This window comes from Microbacterium sp. STRO-1N (assembly GCF_057748015.1).
The window spans coordinates 2789567-2811502 of the sequence record NZ_CM173234.1 but is presented as its reverse complement, the minus strand read 5'-3'; the positions used below and the strand labels follow the sequence as shown (position 1 = coordinate 2811502).

Genomic DNA, 21936 nt, shown 5'->3' with positions numbered 1-21936 from the left:
TGGCTTACGCCGCGGTGTAGGCCAGTGGCGTGGAGGCGCCGACGGCGTTGGTGACGATGATCGGGGCGGAGCCCGCGACGGTTGCCGGGATGACGGCGACCAGGGTGTAGTCGTCGACGGCGATGAACTCCGTGACCGTGGCGGCGTCGATGGTGACGCCCGTGGTCGTGGAGAGCTTGTAGCCGCGGATGACGACCTGGTCGCCGACGGTCTGGCCGGCGGGCGATGCGGATTCGAGGATCGGCGCACCGTCACCGGCGAGCGGCGACGGGATCTGCGGCACGACACCGTCCGACGTGAGGGTGAACGTGACGACCCGCTTGTCGGCGAAGCCGTTGTTCCCACCGGTCCACGCGACAGAGAACGTGCCTTCGAGGACCGGCATGTCCTCGTCCATCGCGTCGGTGAAGATCTGGAAGCGGCGCAGGTTCTCCGCACCCGTCGCGAACGCAGCCTTCACGAGATCCTTGAACCACGCCTGCGATGCGACGATCTGCTTCGTCGCCGGGTCGCGGACGACCTCGACGTCGAACGTCGGCGCGTAGGAGTATCCGAGAATCTGCTCCGACGGGCGACCCTTGGTGCCGTACACCTCACGCGACACGGGGATCTTCGTCGGATTCAGGGCGAGGTTGTTGATGTCGCCCGTGATGTTGATGAACGTGCCGCCCAGATTCAGGCGGATCAGCTGCTCGTGCGCGAGCGCGAGGGAGCCCTCGGAGGGCGTGGTGGTGTCGTAAAGCGTGGTGTCTGCCATGGTCTATCTCCTTGTTCTGGTGGGGATGCCCCGGAGGGCGACCCCTCGCGGAGAGGGGCGGTCTGGTGGGGTCAGCGGCGGCCGCGGAAGTGGTACGTCGCGGCCGTGGCGACGCGGTCCTGGGTGTCTCGGTCGAAGTCGAGGCCGGAGAACTCCCACGCCCACGAGATGCCGAGGACGTTCGGGGTATACGCCTTCTGATCGAGGACGGCCCGGAGCTCGGCGGCCCAGTCGCGGATCGTGAGCGGGGAGCCAACGCGCGCCGTGTAGATCTGCGTGCGATAGACGATGTCGGCGCGACCGTCGGGGATCGGGCGGAGCGGCGTGAGGAGCGTGAACTCCTTGAGCGTGGTCGGCATGATGCCGTCGAGCCGGATGCCGCGCTCGTGGGTGACGCCCGTGGGCGCGTAGACGGCCAAGCCGTTGTCGTGGAGCAGTTGCGCGAGCGCTCGGTTCAGCAGCTTCTCGGGGGAGTCAGCCATGCTTCCACCGCCCCAGACAGTCGGCCCAGATCTCCCGGGTCCGTTCGCGGTATGCCTCGGACTGCTCGTCGGGCAGTGGGATGTAGGTCTCGATCGGATCCGGCTCGGCCCAGATTGGCGCGCTCTCGGGGAGCATGCCGCCGTCAGCCACCACGCACCTTCTTGCGGATGATGTCGCCAAGCTCGCCCTTGTTCTCGAGCATCGTGTCCTCCACCCACTTGCCCTGCGCGTTCGGGTTCGAGTCGGTCGAGAAGTCGTATTCGGGGTGCTCGTGCAGACGTGCCGCGTAGGGCGTGTCGACGACGATCGCGGCGCCTTCCTCGGGATCCGTGGCACGTTCGACGCTGTGCGCGCCCGCGAGCGTGCCCAGATCCCAGGGGGACCGCTCGACAGAGAGCGCCATGCCCCTCTCGGCGGCCTCGTTCTCGCCATCGACGAGGCGCTGCATGATCTCGTCCGTCACGGTGCCGAAGTTGCTCGTCATCGTGACGACAGCACGAACACCCATGGCGGCCTCATTCCAGGTAGAGCTCGACGTGCGAAGGCGTGCCCTTGTACTCGAAGTACGCCGAATCGATCACCTCGGACGTGCGGGCCCGCGAGGTTCCGCCCCAGACAGTGACGCGTGAGCGGGGCTGTGCGTCATCGTCGAGGAGCAGCACGACGAACGTCGTCGAGGTGACCTCCTGCCCAGATGTGGGGGAGCTCGAGCGGCGGTCGACCACGAGGCGCGTCTTCTGCTCGACGTACGCCGGCCGATCCGTGCGGGTCGTACCCCAGATATCGCCCTCAGCGCCTTCACCGTCGAGCGGCTGGATCGCGACCCGATGCGGGAGATGCTTCTTGCGCAGTCGAGTCACGACAGCCTCCTACGTGTGGGCGACGGCGGCCTGGATGAGACCGGCGTTCGTGAGGATGTCGATCGCCTTGGATCCGATGCGGCGTTGCAGCTTGTCCTGCGCGCTCATGCCATCCGAAGATGACGAGGTCGTGCCGAGGGAGACGGACCCGATCTTCACGGCGCCGGCGATGAGGTCGACGCCCATCGGGTCATCCGTGCCAGACGGCGACCAGTACTCGGCGATCGCGCATGTCGCTTCGGTGAACGCGTCCGAGATGTCGGGATCCGTGGGGAACCCGTCGTCGTCGGTCTCGTACAACGCACGCCGGGTCAGCTTCTCGACCTCGATCGATGCCGACCGGAGGCGCTTCTCGAGCGTCGCCGTGTCCGCGCTGTCCCACGGTTCCTCGGCGACCTCGTCGTAATCGCCAGGGGTGGCGTAGACGCGCATGGTCATCAGCGGCGCTTCGTCCGACGTGGAGCCGACACCCGCTCGACCGTGAAGCCGTGCTGCTTCAGCGCGAGCTCACGCTCCGGGTGCAGCGTCTCGACGGTCGCGACGCCGTCGACGAAATCGACGCCCAGAGCGGACTGTCGGCCCAGCTGCGGGCGCGGGTGTTTGATGCGGATCACGGGGGCCTCCTGGACGGGTAGCCTCTGCTCATGAGCGAGCAGAGTGAAGACATGGTGTGGTTGACGGTCGGTCCGGAGTACGACGATGGGGAGTTGATCCTGCGCGTACAGATGCCGGACGATTCGTTCCAGACGGCCCTGACGGTCAAGGGCGACGACATCGGCGGTGTCGCGGGCCAGACCTACGAGGTGTGGGCGGTCGAACGGTAGGAGCCTGGGATCCCGGCGTGACGGACAGTGCCACGTCACGCCGGGATCTATTCAGTTATGCCGGCGGGTTCTCGTCGCCGGTCTTGGCGCCGTCCGCTGCAGCCTTCGCGGCCGCCGCGTCCTCGATCGCCTTGACGAACTCGGGCTTGGTCTTCGCCGCGCCCAGGTCGACCTCGTGCTTCTCGGCGTACGCCTTCAGCTGTGCGCCGGTCCAGTCGGTCGTCGGTGCCCCCTCGGGGATCTCGACGGCCTTCTCGGTCGACTCGACGCCGTATCCGTGACGGTGGAAGTAGGCGATCGCCGACTCGTTGTCGGTCTCGCCCTTCCCGTCCACGAACGTGACGCCGACGACGGACCCGGTGAACCCCTTCACGGGGGTGGTGATGTTCGCCATGGTCACGCCACCTTGATGTTGCGGAGCACCGCGGCGGCCTTGGTCGCCTTGAGCGCAACGGACACGGGACCGAACTCGACCTCGCCGCGCTTCACAGCGCCCGCCGTCGAGAAGTCCGGCAGCCACGTCTGAGCGATCTGCCCGCCGACCGTCGACACACCGTGGAAGCCGTCGAGGGCGACACGGTATGCGTACAGGTCGGTGAGGCCGGTCTCGGCGACGGTGGCGACGGTGCGGTTCTCGATCGGGATGATCGGGTCGTTCGACCCGGACTTCGCGCCAGCGTCAGCGAACAGGATGTTCCCGTACGTCTCACGCTCGATCGGGCGACCGTCCGCGCCCATGAGGCCGTCGATCGGGTTCTTCGTGTACATGCCGGCGCGGCGAGCGGCAGCACGGACACGAGCGAGCGCGCGGGCGTTGCCGACGATCACCGTGGGGGTACCGTCGAGCAGCGACAGGAACTCGTCGATCAGGTCGAGGGCGACGTGCTCGGCACGAGGGTTCGTGTCGAAGTCGGTCCAGTTGGTGACCTTCCCGGCGTTCATCTCGGTCGAGGAGCCGGTCAGGGCCTTGTCGAGACCGTCGAAGCCGGCCGCGTCGGTCGCGGTGTCGCCGTTGATGACGAGGTCAGCGAACTTCGCGTTCGTCGACTTCACCTTCTGGGCGATGTTCAGGGCGACGCCACCGGATGCGGCGGGGCCGACCTTCGCGACGACCCGGTCGATCGCGAACGAGCCACCGAGGACGGCGAGCTCAGTCGTGTAGTGCTGGGTCGTGACGTTCTGATCGGTGTACTCGGAGTTGATCTCACGAGTGTCCGCCGTGGCCTGAGTGATCAGACGACGGTAGCCGTACGTGAGCGTCGCACCGCCGCCGGCGGGGTTGACCGCGTCGTCGAAGATCAGCGAGTCCGGGATGACACCGGTCTTGCGGAACTCGTCGATGACAGCGACGTCGAGGTCGGTCTGGGCGTTGAGCTTGCCCTCATCGAGAGAGATGGGCATGGGATCCTCCTCGGATCAGGAAGAGAGTGCCGTCTTCACGGCACCCTCGAGAGTGACTGGGGTGTTCGATGTGGTGCCGCCCTGGTGTCCGCCGCCACTCATGGAGGGGAGAACCGGGCCGGCCTTGAACGTCGAGTTCTTCTCGATCGCGTCGGTGATCGCCGCCTTGACTTTCTCCTCATCGGAGAGGTCGACGGTGGCGAAAGCTGTTGTGAAGTCGATGGCGTTGAGCAGCGCCGCCGGGTTCGCGCCGAGAGTCGGGGCGACGAGGAGCACCTTGTTCTGACGCGCAAGTGCGTCCAGCTGCTTGGCGTTGGCGTCGCGTTCGGCCTGTGCGGCGGCGAAGTCGTTCGCGGCCTTCTCGGCGGCGAGGCGGTGGTTCTTCGCTTCCTCGCGGAGTTCGCGCACGTACTCGTCCGGGTCGCCCCGGAAGTTGACGGGCGGCTGTGCGGGCGCCTGCGGGGCCGGGGGCGTCACCGGGGGAGTCGGCGCGGGCGGAGTCGGCTGGGGGGCGGGAGCGGGCGGTGTGGCAGCGGGCGCGGCAGCGGGCGCGGCAGGTTCCGCCGGAACGGCCGGTGCGGCGCCGCCTTCACCCTCGATGAAGCGGATGCCGCGCAGCTGGTAGTGCGACGGTCCGATCTGGGCGAGTCCGTCGCGACCGATCGCGGCGAAGTGGCGCTTCTGAGTGGTCTTCATGATGGTGAGCCTCCTGCTCATGGGGAACCCCGCACCCTGCGTACGGGGAAAGTCAGACCGTGCCGTCGCAGTGCAGGGCCAACGACGGCACGGAGCTTGTGGGAAGGTGATCGGGTGATTGCCTATTCGCCGTTGCCAGATGTGCCCGCCGCGAAGGATTTCGTAGACGCCGCGAGGAATTACCTCGCTACGTCCGACACCCCGACGTCACAAGAGGTGGAGCTCCTGATATCTGCGCTCGAAGCAGAGCTACAGCGGGAAGGCACTGAGACGGCCATATCGATTTCGTTTCAAGCGCTAGGAGTCGGGTTCCTGGCCGCTCTGATCGCGATTGGCAGTGAAGTTCTGTGGCTCAACATGGTGATCCTCGGACTCGCAAGCGTTCTTGTCCTGACGGGGACATGGCGGATGATCGCCCTCGCGTTCCGGTCCGACAACCGTCTCTCTGTGCTGCACGAGCTGTACGAGGCACGTCGTGCGATTGCGCTGCGGCCTTGGTGGCGTCGCGTACTTGGCTGATCCTGGCGGGGCAGGTCTACCTCGCACCGGAAAGGTAAAGCGCGTCGTGAGCAGCCTTCGCGCAATGAGCGTGCGCGTTGACCCCTGCCAGGATGGTCTGTGATCTATCGGCCGTCGGAGAAGTGCAGCTGCTCGCGGTAGCTCTGGCGCTTCCGGCCGGTCTCGCCGATGAAGTCGCGCATGTCGACCTGTGCAGAGCGCACGTCGGCGGCGGCGCGGGCGCGATCGGTGTCGTTCATCGCGGACGCCTCACGGCGCTTCGCTGACCGGATCTCGCGTTCCAGGTACCTCTGCCGGGCGCGTTCCTTCTCGGCGGCCTCGTCGTACGTGGTGTCTTCCTGCGGCACCGTCAGCCCGGGCAGGTAGGGCACGAGGCGGCACCGGCAGTTCGGGTGGTTCCACCCAGCAGCGCGTGCCTCCTCGACCGTGGCCGCGACGTCGACGGTCACAGTGCGATCGTCGGTGCCGTGCTGTGGCGTGCGAGGGCCAGCAGGTGTGCCGTCGGTGGACAGGATCTTCCCTGCCCAATCCGCGCACTTCCGGCATGAGTCCAGGCCGCGGACGACGGTGACGAGGCTCAGGCCGGACTGTTGCATCCGCCACACGCCGGCGTCGTTGAAGGCCCGGTTGATGCTGGTCCGCCCGGCCATCTCCGCATAGGCGCCGATGGTCCAGTTCCGGCCACCCTGATCGACGAACCCGGTGATCCCCTCAGCGAGGAACCGTTGCACGGCGTGCGCCTGCTGTAGCCGCGACGTCGTCACCCCGAGGAGCGTGTTCGGCGAATGCAGAGACACGATCCGCTGGTAGGCGTCCCGCGGGTACCGGGTGAGGCGCTGGTTCAGCACCTCGAGCCGGGATTCCAGCGACAGGGCGACCATGGCGACAGCCTGCGAAGACGTGGCGGTGATGCCCGTGGCGGAGATCGCGACAGGGGAGCCGAGGAACGTGAGCGGGACGACCGTCGCGCCCTGCCGTTCAGCGAACCCGAGCCATGCGGCGGCGGCAGCTTCACCCTCACGGGCAGCGAGACCGATCACATACTCGGCCATCTCCCGCGGGCGAAGGTCGGACACGATCCGCACAGCGGCAGCCTGCAGATCCCGCATCGCCCGGGCGCGGTGCCCGTTGAGCTCCGCGAGGATCCGGTTCTGTCGACGCCGGTCAGCGACCGACAGCCCACCCCCTGCAGGAGCCTCGGGGAGTTGGCGGGCAAGTTCCATGTCCCGCACGGCCCGCTCTGCAACCTCACGGATCAGGGCGTCCTCGGCGTCACGGTAGCGGGAGGAGATGTAGCGGGACAGATCCTCGACGAGCTCCTCAACCGACTCACGCTCCGGGTCCAGCTTGAAGACCGCCATGATGACCCCCGGTTAGATCGACTTGCAGGTCGTCAAGAGCACAGTCAGTAAGACGACCCCGGCATCGCGCCGGGAAGCCGAGAGCCGCTACCTTGAGGGCATCTACTGAAAGGGGGGCGCTATGGGGCCCACTGATAAGCACAAGAGGACAGCAGCTGATCTCGACTGGGCGTTCCGCAGAGGCCAGCATGTGCCCGCGCTAGTCAGCAAGCACGATACCGAGTCCCAGGCGCGCTGGTACGCAAGCCTGCTCACGACGCTGACCATCACAACCGCGGGCGACGACATCCTCTGGACTCAGATGCAGCTTCGAGAGGAGGGCAAGCGTGAAGCGTTCTTCACAGTCCTCACTACGCAGGCCGTGATCCTCGGCCATGCCACGGGTATCGATGATGATGAACCCGTGATTGGCGTGCAGGCCATTGGGCGGAAAGCACTGGCAGTGATCGAAGTGCAATCCAACATCGCAATCGACCGCGAGGGCGCTTCCGCGCTCGCCTGGCCAGGTGACGTCCAAATCGCCGCAGAGTACCGTGTGCCTGACAAGCAGCTAGTGGTGTTCGTGGCATATGCGAGCGAGAGCAATGGAGTCACCGAGGCTCCCGTGCTTGATCTCCTCGTTGAACTGCAAAAGGATCTGAACTCCTAGTGGTGCATGAGACGGCGGTGCGCCGTGCGCATACGCCGTCTCATCGCTCAAGCCGGCTAGACAGTGAACGTTGCCGGATCGATTACGTTTCCGCGTTCAGCACCGATCGCCGCGACCTCGGCCTTCACCTGCGGGTCTTCCCAGTCGGGATTCGCGCGGCGCACCTTCTGCTCGAGCGAGATCGCCGCAGCGGCATCCAGCAGGCTCAGCGTGCGGGCGAGCTTCTCCGGATCCTCCTGCGAGACGTCCGGGAACACGACCGTCGGCTGATCGAACCGGCCGCCACCCTTCCCGGGGAACATCAGGCCGTCGATCTCCAACGCCACCGAAGCGGCACGGGCGATCGCTACACGCTCCTGCAGGATCTTCTTGTCCCGGGTGCGCTCGGACGCCTTGTCCTTCGCGTCGACCTCAGTGGCCGTCTGCTGCGCCTCACCGGCGTAGTCGCCCCACGCGGACTGTGAGAACCCGGCCTTGCGGAGGATCTCACGGTAGATGCCGAACGCGGTCTTCTCGTGCTCCTCGACACGGATGTCGAACTGCACCTTGTCGAAAGCGATCTTGGACGGGTCACCGGGGACGTTCAGGCCGGCGAAGATCTCCCGGCCAGCATCGAACGACGCACCCATGCCGACACCGTTGTAGTCCAGTGCCATCTCGGGTACGAGGATCTTGCCGGCGCCGAGACGCAGGTCACGCATCCACGAGGAGAACGTCTCATCGAGCCAGTCGAACAGGGGGTGCAACTGGGCGAAGTCGGATCGGCCCGTGTTCGCGAGCACGCCGTTCTTGCGCCACTTCGCGGTCGGGATGTTGGGGTTGTACACGGCCGTGAGGCGGTCGATCTTCGTCTCGATGACCGACGCCGAGTTCACCAGGGGCGCATACAGCGCGGTCTCTGCGATCGCATCCAGCGGGACGCGGCGGCCGAGGTTGTTGTCCGTGCCCTCGAACAGCGCGTGCTCGATGTACCCGACAGCGTGATGCTCGAGGTGCCGGTAGTGGACGTTGCCCTTCACGTACTCGGACCACAGCGTGCACTCGACCATGCGGCCGGAACGGAATGTCGGAATGATGACGTCCGCGGCAGCCACCTCAAGCCATGCGTGATCGGCGACGCTCGTGTCCCAGCGGGTGACGAGCGCCACGGCACCGAGAGCGGACTTGAGTTCGCCCATCTGGTTGAACGTCGCGTGCGCTTCGTCACCGTTGGCGATGAGGTCCATCCGCTCCTGAGCCTTCTTCGAGGCACGGAGGGACTGCTCGAGCTTCACCTCGGGCGGTTCAGCGAACACCAGGTCAGATGCGAGGGTCGCGAGATCCGCTGGCGCCGGAACATGCAGGCGTGCACGGTTCTCGGATGCCGGGACGGGGCGACCCCAGAACATGCGGGACGCCGCGCCGACGACACCGCCACGCATCGGCTGGCCGCGGTGAACGTGCGTCGCCGTGCGCTGCTCCTCACGGCGGTACAGCTTCTCGAGCGCGTCCGTGTCGCCCGTGTACCAGGCGTCATTCTCAGCGAATGCCTTGTACGCGTAGTCCCAGGGTGCGGGCAGGAAGGGTGTGTTCTCGGCGGGGATCGGCATGTGACCCCCTCGGGCGGTGTCAGGCTGCCGCGAGTTGCGGCTTCCAGTAGTTCGATGTCGAGTGTGCGATGTAGCGGCCGGCGTCCAACGAGTGGTCGTCTTCCTTCACGACCGCGTCGTCACCGTTGTCGGTGGCTTTCGCATCCCACCGGTATTCGGTGACCTCGGACGCCCAGCCTTCGCACCGGTCGGTGACGATCAGCTGGTCGTTGTCGAGGAGGTTCGCGACGGTCTTGATCCCGGGGAGCACGTCGTTCACGGCAGGCCAGGGGGATAGGCCAGTGCCGCGGAGATCCTGCTGCATCTGCATGTGCATGGATGCGGCGGCCGGGTCCAGCATGAGGAACCGGGGAGGGATCGAAAGCGGGTACGGGGTGTGGTCCTTCGGCAGCCATGCCCGGAACCGCTGCGACAGTGCCGCGTCGGTGAGACGCAGGTCGCCGTGGTCCTTCGGGTTGTACCGCCATTCGTCCATGAACACGAGGCGGGAGTGCGGCTTGCCGTTCTTCACCTCGTCGGTGACGCCCAGCATGAGCGCCGCGGTCGTGTTCGTGGTGCCGTAGTCCATCCCGATGCCCATGACGTCGCGCAGAGGCGGCAGGGCATCCCACGGGATGATGTGGCGGGCCGGATCCCACATCGGGTACACGGCGCCCTCAGCGTTCGTCCACTCGCCGCGGATCATGCGGTCGTAGAAGACGCCGGAGAAGGACCGTTCCATGTCGGCGATGTAGTCGGCCGGCAGGTTCGGGTTGTCCTTCATCGTGAAGTGGAACGAGACGAGGTTCTTCGCCACACCGGGGACGATCCAGTTCTTCCGGATCCAGTGGTTTCGGGATGCCGGGTTCATCGTCGCGAGCAGGCGGGCACCGTCGACGCGGAGACGCGATACGAGCATGTTCCAGAACGCCTCAGGCAGCAGCGCCGCCTCATCGACGTACGCGAGCGCCACCGTGGAGCCCTGGATGCGTCCGACAGCCTCAGCGTTGTGCGCGCCGATGACCATGACCTCACGGCCCAGGATGCGCGCCGACGATGCGCCGGGCGTGTAGTGGATCTGCGACGAGATGACAGTGCCGAAGATGGACGTGTTCTGGAACAGCACGAACACGTTCTGGTAGACGGTCGTCATCGTCCGGCCGACGATCACGATGATCCCGGTGCGGGGTGCGACGCGCACAGCCAGCAGGAACGCGAACAGGCTGATCACCGTCTTACCGGATGACACGGCACCGAACCACAGGGCCAGCTTGAACTTCATCGCATCGACGAGGGACAGCAGCTGTGCCGGCGACACCATCCGTTCGAGCTCGTCAACCCTCATCGGTCGGCGTCTCCGTACGGTATCGGTCCGCCGCGGCAGCGAAGCCCTCAGCGATCGTGTCCAGCACGCCGACAGCCTGCTCGAGGCCGGTGTCCGACTTCTCCACGATGCGAGTCAGCTTGTCGAACGTGATCGCCGCCGTCGTGATGACGTTCCGACGAACCTCGACAGGCGCCGAATCCAATGTGCGCTGCTCGAACGTGTTGTCCTTGCCGCCGAAGTTGTAGACGACGTACTTGTCGTCGATTCGATCGAGCATGTCCTCGGAAGCGGCGAGCATCTTCTCGGCCAGGCGAGTGCGCCCGGCAGCGAGGTCGATGGTGTGCGCTCTCGTAGCCGCCTCAGTCTCGGCCCGATCGAACTCCACACCGACGCGCTTCGCCCAACGAGTGATCGTCGCCGGATCGAGGTCGAGCTCACGGGCGATCGCATTCCGCGACATGCCAGAGTCAAACAGTTCCCGCGCACGCTTCTGCGTTTCGGAGTTCATCGGTGAACGCGCCACGGTAGATCACCTCGACTCGGGCCTCTTGCCCTTACGCGACATCGAAAGTACTCTCGTATTACGCAATGACATTACCGTCATACAAGGAAGGGATACCATGGCAGTACTGAATGTCCGACTGGACGACGATGTTTACGAGAGTCTGAGGGCCATCGCGGACGCCGAAGGAGCTTCGCTCAGCGAGTTTGTCCGTGACCGTCTCCTTGAGTTCGTAGTTCCGGTCTCGGTGGAGCACGGTGACGAGCCGGCGCCCGAGTCTTTCTCAACGAGGGACCGCCTCGTCCTGTCGTTGCTGCACAGGATCCTGGGTCGAGTACTCCCTGAAGATGCCAACGGAGAAGAAGGTGATTTGGAAGACCAGCTTCAGAGGGCAAAGATTCTCGAATCGGGCTTCGCTGGCGAGTACTGGCTCGAGGTGGCAGGCTTCGAGACCGAGCTTTCGCTCCAGGACTGCAGGCGGGTGGTCGACATCCTCCAGATGTTCCGGATCATCACCTTCAGCGTGCAGCGCCTCCAGAAAGAGGGGGAGAAGCTCGACAAGGGCTTGCTCTACGGCCTGCGGTTCCGCGGGTTCGACCACAACAACGCACTGGAAGGCCATATGGCTCGGTACGTCCGCTACCAGATGCGGGATAAGAACCGGTGGTCCGAGCTCCAGCCCCAGGCCGAGGCAGCCGACAACGGGAACTCACACATGCGCATGCTTGAGGTCTACATGCGGATGCTCACCGAGTTCCGGAGGATCATGAAGCCGCGTGAGCGTCGTTTCGATGTCGACGCCTACCACCTGACGGTTGAAGAACTCCGTGCGATTGACGCCGCAAGCATCCACCCTTCTAACCGTTGATCCCGGCACACCGAAGCCCCGGTGTCCTCTGCGTGAGGGCCGGGGCTTCGGTCTGGGCGGACTTGTCCACCATCTACGTTCCACTGTGACGGCTTTGACGAATTAATGCACGTTCATCACTCCGTGTCGCTCCGCCCAGCTGATGCCATTGCGTCATCCATCTCGAACGCGAGTTCCAGCAACTTCTGACTGAACATGGCAACGTCGTTTGCCTGGTCGCCGGTGATGGGCACGATCTCGTGATTCGCCTCGTTGCCCACATCTTTGATTCGATCCACCCACGGCCGCATGCGGGCGGTGATCAAACCCTCAGAGAGCAAGTGGTCGGTGCACGCCTTGAAGTTCGGCGCCCAACCCTTCTCATCCTTCTCGGGCAATCCGTTGGTGACGGCGATGTGGAACAACAGCTTGCGGCAGAGCATCACCGCAGCGGCGTACGCGCCCACCGAAATGCACTGTCGAACCTCATGCCACACTCGCTTCTCGACGTCTGGGAGGCCAGAGGGTTCGCGGAGCGGTAGCGATGGCGGGGACACGACCAGGTCGTTTGCGACGATGCCCTTGTTGCAGGCGACGCATCGACCCCAGACCGTTCGATCGCCTACTCGCGCCACCACACCGAACTGGTGACCACCGCAGAAGGGGCAGTGCCCGGCGACATACGCGTTTCCCTCGGTGACTGTGAAGGTCATCCCTGTCTGGTAAATCGTCCGCACGTCGTCGAAAACTGAGACCATGCATCGGATGCTATCGTCCGCCGCCTACGCGCCGCCCAACAGAGCCGACCGGACGCCCTCGTTTCACTTCGACCTCGGTGCGAATTACGGCCTTCGACAGCACTTGGGTGACACCGTCCGCTGAGACTCGCGTTGCCAATCGTCCCGTTCGAATCCAACGATAGATCTGTCTCTTGTCGCGGCTGACAAGTACGGAGGCTTCGCGAATTGTCACCCACTCCTTCGGCTCAGGCATCGGGTTTCCTCTCTCGACCGTTGCAGGCGGTGTCGCCGGGCATCGATAAGGTTCGTGCATGGACCCTGCTGTTGCCGCACTCTCCGGGGCTGCGTTGGGCGCGGCCTCGACGCTGCTCGTGGGCGTGATTGCGCCGGCGATTCGAGACGCTGCAGCGCGTCGACGGGATAGACACATCGAACTGCGCCGTGAGATCAACGCGTTCATCGACGCCTTGGCGGCCTATCTGCTCTCCGAGTCGAGGTCCAACAGCCCTGATGAGACCACGGCGCTCGGTATCCAAGCTGAGTCTGCCGCGAATCACATTGCGATGGGGCTGCCCAAATCGGACACACCAGTTGCTGACATGCTGTTCGACGCAGTTCAGATTCAGGTGCCTTTCGCCGAGAAGGTCGCACGAGCCGATGCCGCCATCGACACACTCCGCGAGTGGTACCGCGGTGAGATCGTGACGCGTCGGGTGCGGCAGCAGTACAGTCGCCACCTCACTCGAAATCTGGCTAAGGCTACGGAAAGCGGGACCTGACGTCCGATCATGATCGAACCGTGCACGTTTACGCCGGTTGACGATGCGGTCGGTCATGATGCTTGTTCCTGCCCTTCGAATTCGTCTTGCGTCATGCGCTTTTCGCAGACGCTGCATTGCACGGTCACGTCGCCCTCGAACCATGCCGGGGGACGCCAGATCAGCTGCGCCCCGCACTCACAGCGGACCCGGCGGATCCGGTGCGGGCGTTCCTCGACCTCGTGACTCCGGTAGGCGCGTTCGGCGGCTGCCGCGAATTGGATCGCATCAGCCGCCCCCGCCTCCGTGGACACCCACAGTTCGAGGGACCGGTGACCGGCAGCTGAGGCCAGGAACCGGGTGCACTCGTCCAACGCGAGGGTGACGCCGGTGAGGTTCACGTGCCCGTCCGCCTGAGTCCGCACGCCGGCGTTGTCCCGCTGGACTGCTTTCGACAGGCCCAGGGCGCCGACACGGGACGCGAACTCATCCCACTGTGCGTAGGCGTGCTCGAGGCGATCAAAGTGCGCTGAGCACAGGAACCCGCGGTCGGCGGTACGGAAGTAGCAGCCGTGGCAGTCGTCGTTCTGACACGTGTCCTGGTGGACACCGGTGGTCCGGCAGGGCGCCACCGACGGGACGCCAGGCCATGATGCGATGCAGAGAATCTGGTTCATGATTGCCTTCCGAGGGCAGTTCCCCCTTGAGGGGGATGGCTGGAGCTCGTGGGATCCGTAGGGTTGCGAGCATGCGAGTGAAGATCTTCGACGGTGCGACGTACTCGATCGTCAGGAGGCCGCGGCCCGCCCCCGGCCAGAGCGAGTACTACTGGCTCGGAGACAACGGCCGGGAGTTGGACCTGACCGACGATGAGGCCAGGGGACTGCTTCTCGGCTGACTCGATCGCGGTCAGCACGCGCAGGCTCCATTCACTGCGGTCTCGGTGAAGCACTCAGGGCAGACAGCACGGGTGATCGGGGCGATCGCGTCCGGGCAGTCCACGTGCATCAGCTGGTCTTCGACGTACTCGACCTGATCGCCCTCACGGATCCGATACCCGCAGTCGGCGGCACAGGTGCCGGTGTACTTCGCGTGAAAGACCATCACTGCGCCCCCGGTAGAGTTCGTCTCGTGGCAGATCTGCTTGCGAACCCCGTGATCTTCGCGATCGTGACTGGCGTAGCCGCGAGCGCAGCATGGGCGCTGTTGGTCAAGACCACAAAGTGGGCCGGTCGCGCCACGGCGAGGCTCGTTGACGGCATTCGCTGGCTCGGCACCGTGCGTCTGACGACGACGGCCCGCATCGAACGTCGCGTGGCGGAAGCGCTCGCGCAGCGCGCGGTTGAACCGCCGTCTCGGGAATGGACCTGGGCGCAAGCGCCCGAGCCCGGAGAGTGGGCGTTGACCAACAACCTGGGGGAAGATGTTGTCCTCACTCGTTTCGAGGCGGACCCAGGGTTCGCGGGATCGATAGACGTACCCGTCCTCATGGTGGACGGAGTCACCATGATCGTTGAGGGCCGGATCACGGCCGATGGCGCTGGCGTTCCAGTCGGAGCCGAGATCGAGTGGGAGGACTCGCACGGGGATTCGCATTGGCGGCTCCTTATGATCCGTGGCGCATGAGGGTCAGAACGGCGTGTCGTCTCCAAAGCTCCCACCTCCCCACGCGGGCTCCTGTGCGCCTGCCGGGGGAGTGGACGCCCAACCGGTCTCAGCCGGGGCTTCCGTCCGCCCTGCGCCCGCCTGGCCGCCCTCCGCACGTGCTGCGCGGGTCACCTGCGCTGTCGCATACCGAAGCGACGGGCCGATCTCGTCAATCTCGAGTTCGATCGACGTCCTGGTCACGCCCTCCTTGTCCTGGTATGAGCGCTGTCGGAGACGACCCTGCGCGATCACACGCATGCCCTTCGTCAGGCTGCCGGCGACATGCTCTGCGAACTCACGCCAGACCGACGCGCGCATGAACAGGGCGTCCTGGTCCTTCCACTCGTTCGCCTGACGGTCGAACTGCCTCGGCGTCGACGCGATCGTGAGATTCGCGACGGCGATGCCGTTCGGCGTGTACCGGAGCTCGGGGTCGGCGGTCAGGTTGCCGACGACCGTGATGATGGTTTCGTTCATGCTGATTTCCGTTCTGCGCTGCCGCGCATATGGGGGATGTTGGTGATCTTGTTGAGGCGTCTTGCCTGGACGGCGAACCTGCCGACCTCTTCGCGCGTCCACGCCGGGTGGTCGGGAAACCATCGCCGGATCGTCGGCCCGGTCACGCCGAGCGTGTGCGCGACCTCTTCGAGCGAGCATCCGTCGTCGAGCAGCGCTGCCGCCCGATCACGATCCGACTGGGGGCGTGGCGTGTGTGGGGCTTCGTGGCGAAGACCGAGTCGGCCGCGCCATCGGGAAGCGGTGCGCGTGGAAACACCGAACGCCTCCGCGATCCGAGCGAGAGACATTCCTGCTCTTTCCATCGACCGGAAGCGGTCCTCCCAGTCCTCCGCGAACATCAGACGTCGTCCCCTCGGGGCCACCTCCTCATCGATCGATTCGGGGTTATCCACAGGGCCCGAGCGATCAGGAACAGAAGGATTTTCATCGGGGTCTTGAAGGCTCTTACGTTCCGTCCCGTACCGTCCCGTTACGTCAGCATTTCCAAGCACGCCGAGCATCGATGCCCCAAGCAATGCACCCGGCATGCTCGTTGCATGCTCAGCCATTGCCCCACCTCGCATTCGCGGCGTTCCTGGCCTTCTCCTGCCTGGCCTTCGCTTCAACCTCACGCGCCGCCGTGGTCGGCTGATGCTCGGCGTACCGACTGATCTGCCACCCCTTCTCGGCGACGTCCCAAAGTCCGGCTTCGACCAGAATTCGTGCGTCAGCGGCCGTCCCATGCACGAACGGGAGCATCGCTTTGCGGATCGCTCCGTCCGTGTTGTGTGCCGCTGAGTACCCGATCGAGCAGACGAACACGAACGCCGCGGCCTTCCCGCGCGCCCCGTACTCGGCCACCAGATCGGCCACCTTCGGGTTCTGTGCCAGGTCGCTATCTACGCGCACCCAAGGCAATCCGGCTGCCATGGTCATGGCCTCCCTTCGCTGACATGTCGCCGCACAGTCGCGGAGACGAGATAGAACAGTTCGCCGTCGAGGTATTCCACCGGCGTCTCGCGGGACCGCTGCAGGGTCTTCGCGTTCGTGGAGTCCTTCCTGACCCACAGGCCCCGCTCCTCGAGCTCCATGAGCACGAGAGAGCCGGCATCGGCCTTCGCCCCGTTGCACAGCGCACAGGCGGCGATGAGGTTCACCGGGTCATCGAGGACCGTGGAGCCGCCCGAGCCGCGGTTCGCGCGGTGATCGGTGGTGGTCGCCTCGCCCTGGCATCCGGGGAGCGCGAGCAGGCAGAAGCCGCCGTCACGCTCGATGACGTCCTTCTTGGTCGCCACGGTGACGGTCACGAGAGAACCTTCTTCCGCAGCTGGTACTCGGCGTTCTTCCGCTTCCGGCGGGCAACCCCGCACGGTTCGCAGAACCGCGTCCCCGGGGCGGTGTCGGTCAGGTCCGTCGCGCACACACCGCACGAGCGCTTCGGGCCCTTCGCGAGCTTCCGGCGCTCACGCTCCGACTTGCCGCCCCAGATGCCGAACCGCTCGTTGTGCTCGAGCGCGAACGATAGGCACTCGGCGGCAACGTCGCAGGATCCGCAGACACGCTTCCCGGGATCGTTCGTTCCACCCTTCTCGGGGAAGAACGCCTCCGGGTCGGTCTGGGCGCACAGGGCGTCCTGCATCCACGGCTCGGGCTGGCCGAGTTCGGCGAGGGCGATGGTCATGAGTTGGCCTTTCTGAGGTAGTCGCGCCGAGCGCGCGTATATATGGGTTCGCGGTGCGACGCATGGCTATTCACGGGCGCGCACCGGCCCTCTTCCTGGGCGCGGGGATGCCGCGGCGCTCCTGGTGTGAGGCGGAGGTCTTCGAGCAGAGCCCGAGCGGGTCGAGTCGGTTCACGATCTGACCGCACAGGCGACAGTCCGGCTTGCCCTCGTGGATCATGTCGACGATCCGAAGCTGCTCGAGCGTCACCGCGCGGTTGGGCGCCCATGACTTGTCTTCGACCGCAGCGAGCGATCGGGCGATGTTCGCGTCGAGCGTGGCGGTCATCGCGCCACCTCCCCGACTGCCATCAGCGCCTGACCGACGAGCTGTTCGAACCACGGCGCCTTGCACCCCTCGATGAAGTGCTGCTCGTCGTTCTCGTCCGCCATCGCCTGAACCCGCGGATCCGACGCGGCGAACAGAATCACGCCCCCGATCACCGCCTCGGCGGGCGTCACGGCGCTCATGCCGCGTCTTCGATGAGGTCGGCCTCGCGCTGCGCCTGCCACTGCTTCTCGAACTTCGCGAAGGTGATGCGCGGGTGCTTCTCCCAGTGCTCGACGAGCTCCTCAGAGGCATAGGCGAGCGCGCGGCACTCGTTCCCCATGAACAGCGAGAACGGGTCGATACCTCGCTGCCGGCCGCGTGCGTTCAGCATCGCGCCCCTCGTTGCCTCCTCGGCGGACTCGTACTGCGAGTACAGAATGTCGTCGTACTCCGCGCGGCACTCGCGCCACAGGCTGAACGCCTCGCCGACGATGCTCATCGCGTCACCCCCGATAGAGTTCGGGCATGCGACGACTGCTGCTCCTGCCCCTTATCCCCGTGGCACTGCTGATCTCCGGGTGCTCGTCGACGAGCGCAGCTTTGGACGAGTGCGTCGAGGTCGTTGCCGAACACTTCAGCGTCGATGCCGGCGACGTCACCGTCACGGATACGGTCGAATCCCCAGCTGGCGCCTACGACTGGGAGGGAACTGCAAGCGACGGGACCTTCGCCTGCGCGAGCCCAGATGGTGGTCGGCTCACAACAGCCCTCGCTTTCGATGCCACAGGCTTCCCAACCACGCTCGTTGTGCGCTAGCTCGGGGATGCGCCCCGATAGAGTGCGGGCATGCGAGAGAACACGCCGCCTGAGGCCACCCTGAACACCGCCAACGAGAGCGAACCGGTCTCGATCGCTGATCGGCTCGACCGCGTTGAGTTGCTGCTGCAGAAACCCAGGGACTACTTCCACCACTACGGGAGACCGATCGAGGCGGACTTCCGCGAGAGTGTTCTTCCGGTGCTGAACGCGATCGAGCTCCTGACCGCCGAAGTGCGAGAACTTCGCGACAAGATCTGACATCACGCCGCACTCTCCGTTTCGATTGATCCGAGGCGCACACGGAGCCGTTCGAGGCCGCGCAACGTGACGCGGACCTGCGGGGCGTCGAGCACAAGCTCGCCGGTGCGCGGATGGTGGTGTGACTGCGGTTTCTCCGCGAGGTAGCCGGCGTCGACGGCGGACGCGTATGCGTGCAACTTCCCGTCGGACCCGCGGAAGATCCACCGCATGTTCGTGAGGTCGTGGAACAGGCGCGCGGGCCCGGTCTTTACGCCGCGGCGGGCGAGCATCTTCGCGGCATCCGCGACCGCATAGTCGCCGTCGGCGGACGCGAGCTCGTCCCATGCCTCAGCGCGCGGCGTGAGCGCTTCGATCTGCTGGTGTGCTTCGCTGATCGCCGAGTTCGCTTCGATGACGGCACGGGCGAGCAACTGCTCGCGAGTCTCCGGCATCGCGTACGAACCGGTGCGACGGATCTGGGGGAGCACCTCGTGCGTCACCCATCGCTTGAACGCGCGAGCGGCCGAGCCGCGAGAACGGAGGATCGCGGAGAACAGCCCCGCCTCGCTCACGATCGTCGCTTCCTGGTCACCGCCAGGGGTGTGCAGAGTGTGCACCCCCTTTTCGTCCTCGTCGAGAGTGCGAGTCATGGCGGAGGTGGCGGAGTATTCGAGGATGCCTGCAGCGTCCATCGCGACGAACCAGAGCTCGTCGTCGATCGTCAGCGCGCGCACGGCCTGGCCGTCGAACCGGAAGACCTCGAGCGCGCTCACAGGTCGACCCCGCCTTCGAGGAGGATCGCGAACGTCTCAGCGGTCATGGTCACGTACTGCTCGGCCGGGTCGGTGGTGCCGCGCTTCTTGTGCATGACGACACAGATCAACGCGTCGTCGTTGCCGCGCTCGGCTTCCGCTTCCCTCAGCCATGCGGGGAGGGCGAGAGTCGCGGTGTTCTTGCACTCGATGACGACGCGACCGCCGCGGATCGTGCGGACGCCGGCGATGTCGCCGCGGTCCTTCGCGCCATGCTTCACGCGGCGATCGATCCGGTCGTCGCCGAGACGCTCAGCGAGCCAGTCGGCCTGTGCGCGCTCGAACGACGAGCCCGCCTTCTTTGCCGACTGACGGTTGCGCCGCGGCTTCGTGATCGTGGGGATGCTGTCGGTCTGCACCTGCTCGGGTGAGAATGGGATGCTCATGTTCTGCTCCTGCTCAAGGGATGAATGTGAGAGAGGGCCGAGGTGCGTCAACACCTCGGCCCTCGTTTCGTCCGGGCCAGCGCCGGGGGGAGGCGCCGCGGGGGATGCCCGGACGGGTCTATGCGTCGGGCGTGTGGTCGGCGTACAGCTGTCGCTCCGCGCGCTCGGTGGAAACCTGCGATCGCAGTGCGTCAGAGACCGCCTGGAACCAGCGCAGACGCGCGCGAGTGGCTTCGAGGTTCGCTTCCGACGCTCGGTAGTTCACGTGCAGGAGGTGCACGTCGTCGTCGGCCTCTACGACGTCGTCGAGCTTCGTGCCGGTGATCTTCGGGTCAGTGACCCTGGCCTGAGTGCGCATCACTGCGCGCCGATGCTCGAGGTCTGCCTTCCGTGACCCGTACTCCGACAGGTGCTTGTCGAACGCGATGATCTCCTGATTCCAGCGGATCAGGTGGTCGTTCAGTCGCTGCTGTGTGGGCAGGGATGGAGCCGACATCACGCGCCGCCTTCGAGGCGCTCCTGCGCGAGGACGGTGATCTTGTCGAGCGTGTCGACGTCGGCGCCCGCCGCGCGCGCCTGCTGCCAGATCGCGCGGATCGCTTCGACGTTGTCGGCAGCCTGAGCCTCGACCAGCCACTCGCGCGCCGCCGTGTGCTCCTCGGCGGCGCTCAGGTCCGACTTCGACCAGAGCTCGAGACCAGCACCGAAGCGCATCGCGGCGTTGCGGAGGCCGTCGCCGATCGCTTCCTTCACGGCGTTCGGGCCGGTCTTGCCCTGCGCGTCGCCGTACCCGAGCCGGGTGACGCCGCCGACGGTGAGGCGCATCCACAGCCCGCCGTTCTGATCGAACGCGGGAAGGCCGCGATCGTCGACCGACAGCGGCTCCCAGTCCCATTCGGGATCTGCTTCGAGAAGCCGTGCGGTGAGGTCAGCGTGACCCCAGTAGGCGATGTGGAACGACTTCGGGTGATACCCGCCGCAGAAGATCCCGTCAGCGGAGACGTTGCGGCCGTTCTTCTGCTCGCATCCGAGGCGGGTCTTGTCGTCCCGGCTCACGGCCTTCGTCAGGTAGTGGATCTGAGCCTCGGGAACCGGCTCGCGCATCTTCGTCAGCGCGGTCTCGTTGATCTCGCTCATGCCGCCTGTCCTTTCTCTTCGTCGGTGTGGAGGTTGATGCGCAGCGACCCCTTGCGAGGTGACTGGCGGGTGAACTGTGCGGCGACGTCCGGAAGCTCGCGCTTGAGGCGCGTCGCGTCCAGGGATGTCGTGATGCCGTCGGGGGAGCGGGTCAGGGACGCCAGCGACCCGTCGAAGCGGCGCGGCTTGCCGTCGAGGTGCTTCTCGATCTCGTCGAGCGCGACCCGATACGAGGTGTCCGCGGCATCCGCGATCTCCTTCCGCATCGCGGCGTCCGTCAGCAGAGCGTCGAGAATCGCAGCGTCCTCGTCGGGCTCGCCGTCGCCAGCGAGGAACTCGTACGCGATCGCTTCCAGGTGAGCGACCCGTGCGGCGTCCCACTCGATCGGGAAGAACTTCGGGAACGGGTACAGCGGGACTCCGTTCTCGTGCGGTTCGTAGATGAGCCGCGCGAGTCGGTAGCCGGTGACGCGCATCTGCCAGAGCACCTGATCGACGTACCGGCCTGGGAGCTCGCTGAGGTGCTCCCAGTCGTGGACGGTCGTCTTGATGTCTCCGACCTCGCCGTTGCCGAGAAGGTCAGGCGTTGCGATGAATCGGGGCTCGTCGTCGGCGGCGAGCAGGGCGGTCGAGTGGTGCAGGCCGAACATGTTCTCGGCGAACCGGGCGATCACCGGCTCACGGTCCTTGCCGTGCTGCATTGCCGAGTTGGTGAAGTCGCGGCCCCTACCCGCCTTCTCGGCGCGGATCGCTGCCCACGTGTTCGTGCCGCCGCGGGCGAGGCGGGCGACGTCGGTCGCCGATACCCCGCCCTGACGGCGACCAAGCCAGATCTGACGGTCCTTGCCGTCATCGACGATCGTGAAACTCATGCCGCGTCCCGGTCGATGACGCGCGTGATCTCGCTGAGCCGACGCGTGGCCTGTGCGCCTTCCCGCAGCGCCGCGGCGATCACCTCGAGCGACACCTTGTGCCGCGCCATCCCGTCCGCGATCACCAGTTCGTCGAGAACGCCCAGGTGGTAGAAGGGATCCGAGATCGTCTCGTCGGATGCGGAGGAGCCGGGGTAAGCGCGACGGATCGCGTCGAGGGTCGGTTTCGTGTGCGCCATGAT

38 protein-coding genes and 1 pseudogene are annotated in these 21936 nt (G+C 65.7%); 9 read left to right on the top strand and 30 right to left on the bottom strand.

What is annotated here, in order from left to right; genetic code table 11:
- Positions 1-4: 4 nt before the first annotated feature.
- The 6 genes from AC3ANJ_RS13785 to AC3ANJ_RS13760 all read right to left on the bottom strand — a co-directional run bounded on the left by AC3ANJ_RS13785 (position 5) and on the right by AC3ANJ_RS13760 (position 2714).
- On the bottom strand, positions 5-757 hold the full coding sequence (locus tag AC3ANJ_RS13785) for an IPT/TIG domain-containing protein (protein ID WP_488316796.1): 753 nt from the start codon (positions 755-757) through the stop codon (positions 5-7).
- Between the two features lie 71 nt (positions 758-828).
- The gene (locus AC3ANJ_RS13780) at positions 829-1239 is read right to left on the bottom strand and encodes a hypothetical protein (protein ID WP_488316795.1); all 411 of its coding nucleotides are present in this window, start codon (positions 1237-1239) and stop codon (positions 829-831) included.
- A 143-nt stretch (positions 1240-1382) separates the two neighbouring features.
- On the bottom strand, positions 1383-1748 hold the full coding sequence (locus AC3ANJ_RS13775) for a hypothetical protein (protein WP_488316794.1): 366 nt from the start codon (positions 1746-1748) through the stop codon (positions 1383-1385).
- Between the two features lie 7 nt (positions 1749-1755).
- Positions 1756-2100 (bottom strand): hypothetical protein, encoded by a 345-nt coding sequence (locus AC3ANJ_RS13770; protein ID WP_488316793.1) that lies wholly within the window; start codon positions 2098-2100, stop codon positions 1756-1758.
- Between the two features lie 9 nt (positions 2101-2109).
- Positions 2110-2538: a head-tail connector protein gene (locus tag AC3ANJ_RS13765; RefSeq protein WP_488316792.1), complete on the bottom strand. Its 429-nt coding sequence runs from the start codon at positions 2536-2538 to the stop codon at positions 2110-2112.
- Complete coding sequence (locus tag AC3ANJ_RS13760) at positions 2538-2714, bottom strand: hypothetical protein (RefSeq protein WP_488316791.1); 177 nt, start codon at positions 2712-2714, stop codon at positions 2538-2540. Before AC3ANJ_RS13760 ends, AC3ANJ_RS13765 begins: the two co-directional genes overlap by 1 nt.
- Before the next feature lie 30 nt (positions 2715-2744).
- Here AC3ANJ_RS13760 and AC3ANJ_RS13755 point away from each other — a divergent pair, with 30 nt between their 5' ends.
- Positions 2745-2924: a hypothetical protein gene (locus AC3ANJ_RS13755; protein WP_488316790.1), complete on the top strand. Its 180-nt coding sequence runs from the start codon at positions 2745-2747 to the stop codon at positions 2922-2924.
- 55 nt (positions 2925-2979) lie between these two features.
- On the opposite strand, the gene AC3ANJ_RS13750 is transcribed toward AC3ANJ_RS13755, so the two are convergent.
- Genes AC3ANJ_RS13750 through AC3ANJ_RS13740 form a run of 3 tightly spaced genes read right to left on the bottom strand, consistent with a single transcriptional unit; the run spans position 2980 to position 5021 of the window.
- Positions 2980-3318 (bottom strand): hypothetical protein, encoded by a 339-nt coding sequence (locus AC3ANJ_RS13750; RefSeq protein WP_488316789.1) that lies wholly within the window; start codon positions 3316-3318, stop codon positions 2980-2982.
- 2 nt (positions 3319-3320) lie between these two features.
- Positions 3321-4325 (bottom strand): major capsid protein, encoded by a 1005-nt coding sequence (locus AC3ANJ_RS13745; protein ID WP_488316788.1) that lies wholly within the window; start codon positions 4323-4325, stop codon positions 3321-3323.
- Between the two features lie 15 nt (positions 4326-4340).
- Entirely contained in the window at positions 4341-5021 is a 681-nt protein-coding gene (locus AC3ANJ_RS13740; protein ID WP_488316787.1) for a hypothetical protein, read from the bottom strand.
- A gap of 114 nt (positions 5022-5135) precedes the next feature.
- On the opposite strand from AC3ANJ_RS13740, the gene AC3ANJ_RS13735 reads away from it, so the two are divergent.
- A complete protein-coding gene (locus AC3ANJ_RS13735; RefSeq protein ID WP_488316786.1) occupies positions 5136-5540 on the top strand; it encodes a hypothetical protein in 405 nt (134 codons plus the stop codon).
- A 104-nt stretch (positions 5541-5644) separates the two neighbouring features.
- On the opposite strand, the gene AC3ANJ_RS13730 is transcribed toward AC3ANJ_RS13735, so the two are convergent.
- A complete protein-coding gene (locus tag AC3ANJ_RS13730; protein WP_488316785.1) occupies positions 5645-6901 on the bottom strand; it encodes a phage minor capsid protein in 1257 nt (418 codons plus the stop codon).
- A gap of 121 nt (positions 6902-7022) precedes the next feature.
- On the opposite strand from AC3ANJ_RS13730, the gene AC3ANJ_RS13725 reads away from it, so the two are divergent.
- Positions 7023-7550, top strand: coding sequence for a hypothetical protein (locus AC3ANJ_RS13725; RefSeq protein WP_488316784.1), 528 nt, complete (start codon positions 7023-7025; stop codon positions 7548-7550).
- A 56-nt stretch (positions 7551-7606) separates the two neighbouring features.
- Here the strand turns inward: AC3ANJ_RS13725 and AC3ANJ_RS13720 are convergent, their stop codons facing one another.
- From AC3ANJ_RS13720 to AC3ANJ_RS13710, 3 genes are read right to left on the bottom strand one after another with little or no spacing between them, the layout of a single operon-like run.
- The gene (locus tag AC3ANJ_RS13720; RefSeq protein WP_488316783.1) at positions 7607-9139 is read right to left on the bottom strand and encodes a hypothetical protein; all 1533 of its coding nucleotides are present in this window, start codon (positions 9137-9139) and stop codon (positions 7607-7609) included.
- Between the two features lie 19 nt (positions 9140-9158).
- Positions 9159-10463 carry a PBSX family phage terminase large subunit gene (locus AC3ANJ_RS13715; RefSeq protein ID WP_488316782.1) on the bottom strand — a complete coding sequence of 435 codons (1305 nt, stop codon included), beginning with the start codon at positions 10461-10463 and terminating at the stop codon, positions 9159-9161.
- Positions 10453-10905 (bottom strand): hypothetical protein, encoded by a 453-nt coding sequence (locus tag AC3ANJ_RS13710; protein ID WP_488316781.1) that lies wholly within the window; start codon positions 10903-10905, stop codon positions 10453-10455. The genes AC3ANJ_RS13715 and AC3ANJ_RS13710 overlap by 11 nt, the downstream gene beginning before the upstream one ends.
- Positions 10906-11065: 160 nt before the next feature.
- Between AC3ANJ_RS13710 and AC3ANJ_RS13705 the strand changes: the two genes are divergently transcribed.
- Positions 11066-11815 carry a YfbU family protein gene (locus AC3ANJ_RS13705; protein WP_488316780.1) on the top strand — a complete coding sequence of 250 codons (750 nt, stop codon included), beginning with the start codon at positions 11066-11068 and terminating at the stop codon, positions 11813-11815.
- Between the two features lie 116 nt (positions 11816-11931).
- On the opposite strand, the gene AC3ANJ_RS13700 is transcribed toward AC3ANJ_RS13705, so the two are convergent.
- Entirely contained in the window at positions 11932-12552 is a 621-nt protein-coding gene (locus tag AC3ANJ_RS13700) for a DUF4145 domain-containing protein (RefSeq protein WP_488316779.1), read from the bottom strand.
- A 293-nt stretch (positions 12553-12845) separates the two neighbouring features.
- Here AC3ANJ_RS13700 and AC3ANJ_RS13695 point away from each other — a divergent pair, with 293 nt between their 5' ends.
- Positions 12846-13313: a hypothetical protein gene (locus tag AC3ANJ_RS13695; RefSeq protein ID WP_488316778.1), complete on the top strand. Its 468-nt coding sequence runs from the start codon at positions 12846-12848 to the stop codon at positions 13311-13313.
- A 53-nt stretch (positions 13314-13366) separates the two neighbouring features.
- On the opposite strand, the gene AC3ANJ_RS13690 is transcribed toward AC3ANJ_RS13695, so the two are convergent.
- A complete protein-coding gene (locus AC3ANJ_RS13690; RefSeq protein WP_488316777.1) occupies positions 13367-13969 on the bottom strand; it encodes a hypothetical protein in 603 nt (200 codons plus the stop codon).
- Positions 13970-14040: 71 nt separating this feature from the next.
- Here AC3ANJ_RS13690 and AC3ANJ_RS13685 point away from each other — a divergent pair, with 71 nt between their 5' ends.
- Positions 14041-14190, top strand: a complete 150-nt coding sequence (locus tag AC3ANJ_RS13685) for a hypothetical protein (RefSeq protein ID WP_488316776.1) — start codon at positions 14041-14043, stop codon at positions 14188-14190.
- Between the two features lie 11 nt (positions 14191-14201).
- On the opposite strand, the gene AC3ANJ_RS13680 is transcribed toward AC3ANJ_RS13685, so the two are convergent.
- A complete protein-coding gene (locus AC3ANJ_RS13680; RefSeq protein ID WP_488316775.1) occupies positions 14202-14396 on the bottom strand; it encodes a hypothetical protein in 195 nt (64 codons plus the stop codon).
- A gap of 27 nt (positions 14397-14423) precedes the next feature.
- Here AC3ANJ_RS13680 and AC3ANJ_RS13675 point away from each other — a divergent pair, with 27 nt between their 5' ends.
- Complete coding sequence (locus tag AC3ANJ_RS13675; protein WP_488316774.1) at positions 14424-14918, top strand: hypothetical protein; 495 nt, start codon at positions 14424-14426, stop codon at positions 14916-14918.
- Between the two features lie 3 nt (positions 14919-14921).
- Here AC3ANJ_RS13675 and AC3ANJ_RS13670 read toward each other — a convergent pair whose 3' ends face one another.
- The 8 genes and pseudogenes from AC3ANJ_RS13670 to AC3ANJ_RS13635 form a co-directional block, all read right to left on the bottom strand.
- Positions 14922-15416: a single-stranded DNA-binding protein gene (locus tag AC3ANJ_RS13670; RefSeq protein ID WP_488316773.1), complete on the bottom strand. Its 495-nt coding sequence runs from the start codon at positions 15414-15416 to the stop codon at positions 14922-14924.
- Entirely contained in the window at positions 15413-16006 is a 594-nt protein-coding gene (locus AC3ANJ_RS13665) for a helix-turn-helix domain-containing protein (RefSeq protein ID WP_488316772.1), read from the bottom strand. The genes AC3ANJ_RS13670 and AC3ANJ_RS13665 overlap by 4 nt, the downstream gene beginning before the upstream one ends.
- The gene (locus tag AC3ANJ_RS13660; RefSeq protein ID WP_488316771.1) at positions 15999-16373 is read right to left on the bottom strand and encodes a hypothetical protein; all 375 of its coding nucleotides are present in this window, start codon (positions 16371-16373) and stop codon (positions 15999-16001) included. The genes AC3ANJ_RS13665 and AC3ANJ_RS13660 overlap by 8 nt, the downstream gene beginning before the upstream one ends.
- Positions 16370-16744, bottom strand: a complete 375-nt coding sequence (locus tag AC3ANJ_RS13655; protein WP_488316770.1) for an HNH endonuclease — start codon at positions 16742-16744, stop codon at positions 16370-16372. Before AC3ANJ_RS13655 ends, AC3ANJ_RS13660 begins: the two co-directional genes overlap by 4 nt.
- 137 nt (positions 16745-16881) lie before the next feature.
- Positions 16882-17118: pseudogene (locus tag AC3ANJ_RS13650) on the bottom strand (WhiB family transcriptional regulator); the annotation flags it as partial.
- A gap of 70 nt (positions 17119-17188) precedes the next feature.
- Positions 17189-17446 (bottom strand): hypothetical protein, encoded by a 258-nt coding sequence (locus tag AC3ANJ_RS13645; RefSeq protein ID WP_488316769.1) that lies wholly within the window; start codon positions 17444-17446, stop codon positions 17189-17191.
- Positions 17443-17628, bottom strand: coding sequence for a hypothetical protein (locus AC3ANJ_RS13640; protein WP_488316768.1), 186 nt, complete (start codon positions 17626-17628; stop codon positions 17443-17445). The genes AC3ANJ_RS13645 and AC3ANJ_RS13640 overlap by 4 nt, the downstream gene beginning before the upstream one ends.
- Entirely contained in the window at positions 17625-17927 is a 303-nt protein-coding gene (locus tag AC3ANJ_RS13635) for a hypothetical protein (RefSeq protein WP_488316767.1), read from the bottom strand. The genes AC3ANJ_RS13640 and AC3ANJ_RS13635 overlap by 4 nt, the downstream gene beginning before the upstream one ends.
- Before the next feature lie 26 nt (positions 17928-17953).
- Between AC3ANJ_RS13635 and AC3ANJ_RS13630 the strand changes: the two genes are divergently transcribed.
- Both AC3ANJ_RS13630 and AC3ANJ_RS13625 read left to right on the top strand, forming a co-directional pair.
- Positions 17954-18244: a hypothetical protein gene (locus tag AC3ANJ_RS13630; protein WP_488316766.1), complete on the top strand. Its 291-nt coding sequence runs from the start codon at positions 17954-17956 to the stop codon at positions 18242-18244.
- 30 nt (positions 18245-18274) lie between these two features.
- Positions 18275-18505, top strand: coding sequence for a hypothetical protein (locus AC3ANJ_RS13625; RefSeq protein ID WP_488316765.1), 231 nt, complete (start codon positions 18275-18277; stop codon positions 18503-18505).
- A gap of 2 nt (positions 18506-18507) precedes the next feature.
- On the opposite strand, the gene AC3ANJ_RS13620 is transcribed toward AC3ANJ_RS13625, so the two are convergent.
- From AC3ANJ_RS13620 to AC3ANJ_RS13595, 6 genes are all read right to left on the bottom strand, one after another.
- Positions 18508-19260 carry a phage antirepressor KilAC domain-containing protein gene (locus tag AC3ANJ_RS13620; RefSeq protein WP_488316764.1) on the bottom strand — a complete coding sequence of 251 codons (753 nt, stop codon included), beginning with the start codon at positions 19258-19260 and terminating at the stop codon, positions 18508-18510.
- Entirely contained in the window at positions 19257-19685 is a 429-nt protein-coding gene (locus AC3ANJ_RS13615) for a hypothetical protein (protein WP_488316763.1), read from the bottom strand. The genes AC3ANJ_RS13620 and AC3ANJ_RS13615 overlap by 4 nt, the downstream gene beginning before the upstream one ends.
- Positions 19686-19803: 118 nt before the next feature.
- Positions 19804-20181 (bottom strand): hypothetical protein, encoded by a 378-nt coding sequence (locus AC3ANJ_RS13610; RefSeq protein ID WP_488316762.1) that lies wholly within the window; start codon positions 20179-20181, stop codon positions 19804-19806.
- Positions 20181-20822, bottom strand: a complete 642-nt coding sequence (locus AC3ANJ_RS13605) for a hypothetical protein (protein ID WP_488316761.1) — start codon at positions 20820-20822, stop codon at positions 20181-20183. Before AC3ANJ_RS13605 ends, AC3ANJ_RS13610 begins: the two co-directional genes overlap by 1 nt.
- Positions 20819-21694, bottom strand: a complete 876-nt coding sequence (locus AC3ANJ_RS13600) for a YqaJ viral recombinase family protein (protein ID WP_488316760.1) — start codon at positions 21692-21694, stop codon at positions 20819-20821. The genes AC3ANJ_RS13605 and AC3ANJ_RS13600 overlap by 4 nt, the downstream gene beginning before the upstream one ends.
- Entirely contained in the window at positions 21691-21933 is a 243-nt protein-coding gene (locus AC3ANJ_RS13595) for a hypothetical protein (RefSeq protein WP_488316759.1), read from the bottom strand. The genes AC3ANJ_RS13600 and AC3ANJ_RS13595 overlap by 4 nt, the downstream gene beginning before the upstream one ends.
- Between the last annotated feature and the right edge of the window lie 3 nt (positions 21934-21936).

Coding starts and splice junctions, on each gene's coding strand:
- AC3ANJ_RS13785 (WP_488316796.1), bottom strand. CDS start 757: ATGGCAGACACCACGCTTTACGACACCACCACGCCCTCCGAGGGCTCC.
- AC3ANJ_RS13780 (WP_488316795.1), bottom strand. CDS start 1,239: ATGGCTGACTCCCCCGAGAAGCTGCTGAACCGAGCGCTCGCGCAACTG.
- AC3ANJ_RS13775 (WP_488316794.1), bottom strand. CDS start 1,748: ATGGGTGTTCGTGCTGTCGTCACGATGACGAGCAACTTCGGCACCGTG.
- AC3ANJ_RS13765 (WP_488316792.1), bottom strand. CDS start 2,538: ATGACCATGCGCGTCTACGCCACCCCTGGCGATTACGACGAGGTCGCC.
- AC3ANJ_RS13755 (WP_488316790.1), top strand. CDS start 2,745: ATGAGCGAGCAGAGTGAAGACATGGTGTGGTTGACGGTCGGTCCGGAG.
- AC3ANJ_RS13750 (WP_488316789.1), bottom strand. CDS start 3,318: ATGGCGAACATCACCACCCCCGTGAAGGGGTTCACCGGGTCCGTCGTC.
- AC3ANJ_RS13745 (WP_488316788.1), bottom strand. CDS start 4,325: ATGCCCATCTCTCTCGATGAGGGCAAGCTCAACGCCCAGACCGACCTC.
- AC3ANJ_RS13740 (WP_488316787.1), bottom strand. CDS start 5,021: ATGAAGACCACTCAGAAGCGCCACTTCGCCGCGATCGGTCGCGACGGA.
- AC3ANJ_RS13730 (WP_488316785.1), bottom strand. CDS start 6,901: ATGGCGGTCTTCAAGCTGGACCCGGAGCGTGAGTCGGTTGAGGAGCTC.
- AC3ANJ_RS13725 (WP_488316784.1), top strand. CDS start 7,023: ATGGGGCCCACTGATAAGCACAAGAGGACAGCAGCTGATCTCGACTGG.
- AC3ANJ_RS13720 (WP_488316783.1), bottom strand. CDS start 9,139: ATGCCGATCCCCGCCGAGAACACACCCTTCCTGCCCGCACCCTGGGAC.
- AC3ANJ_RS13715 (WP_488316782.1), bottom strand. CDS start 10,463: ATGAGGGTTGACGAGCTCGAACGGATGGTGTCGCCGGCACAGCTGCTG.
- AC3ANJ_RS13710 (WP_488316781.1), bottom strand. CDS start 10,905: ATGTCGCGGAATGCGATCGCCCGTGAGCTCGACCTCGATCCGGCGACG.
- AC3ANJ_RS13705 (WP_488316780.1), top strand. CDS start 11,066: ATGGCAGTACTGAATGTCCGACTGGACGACGATGTTTACGAGAGTCTG.
- AC3ANJ_RS13700 (WP_488316779.1), bottom strand. CDS start 12,552: ATGGTCTCAGTTTTCGACGACGTGCGGACGATTTACCAGACAGGGATG.
- AC3ANJ_RS13695 (WP_488316778.1), top strand. CDS start 12,846: ATGGACCCTGCTGTTGCCGCACTCTCCGGGGCTGCGTTGGGCGCGGCC.
- AC3ANJ_RS13690 (WP_488316777.1), bottom strand. CDS start 13,969: ATGAACCAGATTCTCTGCATCGCATCATGGCCTGGCGTCCCGTCGGTG.
- AC3ANJ_RS13685 (WP_488316776.1), top strand. CDS start 14,041: ATGCGAGTGAAGATCTTCGACGGTGCGACGTACTCGATCGTCAGGAGG.
- AC3ANJ_RS13680 (WP_488316775.1), bottom strand. CDS start 14,396: ATGGTCTTTCACGCGAAGTACACCGGCACCTGTGCCGCCGACTGCGGG.
- AC3ANJ_RS13670 (WP_488316773.1), bottom strand. CDS start 15,416: ATGAACGAAACCATCATCACGGTCGTCGGCAACCTGACCGCCGACCCC.
- AC3ANJ_RS13665 (WP_488316772.1), bottom strand. CDS start 16,006: ATGGCTGAGCATGCAACGAGCATGCCGGGTGCATTGCTTGGGGCATCG.
- AC3ANJ_RS13660 (WP_488316771.1), bottom strand. CDS start 16,373: ATGACCATGGCAGCCGGATTGCCTTGGGTGCGCGTAGATAGCGACCTG.
- AC3ANJ_RS13645 (WP_488316769.1), bottom strand. CDS start 17,446: ATGACCGCCACGCTCGACGCGAACATCGCCCGATCGCTCGCTGCGGTC.
- AC3ANJ_RS13640 (WP_488316768.1), bottom strand. CDS start 17,628: ATGAGCGCCGTGACGCCCGCCGAGGCGGTGATCGGGGGCGTGATTCTG.
- AC3ANJ_RS13635 (WP_488316767.1), bottom strand. CDS start 17,927: ATGAGCATCGTCGGCGAGGCGTTCAGCCTGTGGCGCGAGTGCCGCGCG.
- AC3ANJ_RS13630 (WP_488316766.1), top strand. CDS start 17,954: ATGCGACGACTGCTGCTCCTGCCCCTTATCCCCGTGGCACTGCTGATC.
- AC3ANJ_RS13625 (WP_488316765.1), top strand. CDS start 18,275: ATGCGAGAGAACACGCCGCCTGAGGCCACCCTGAACACCGCCAACGAG.
- AC3ANJ_RS13615 (WP_488316763.1), bottom strand. CDS start 19,685: ATGAGCATCCCATTCTCACCCGAGCAGGTGCAGACCGACAGCATCCCC.
- AC3ANJ_RS13610 (WP_488316762.1), bottom strand. CDS start 20,181: ATGTCGGCTCCATCCCTGCCCACACAGCAGCGACTGAACGACCACCTG.
- AC3ANJ_RS13605 (WP_488316761.1), bottom strand. CDS start 20,822: ATGAGCGAGATCAACGAGACCGCGCTGACGAAGATGCGCGAGCCGGTT.
- AC3ANJ_RS13600 (WP_488316760.1), bottom strand. CDS start 21,694: ATGAGTTTCACGATCGTCGATGACGGCAAGGACCGTCAGATCTGGCTT.
- AC3ANJ_RS13595 (WP_488316759.1), bottom strand. CDS start 21,933: ATGGCGCACACGAAACCGACCCTCGACGCGATCCGTCGCGCTTACCCC.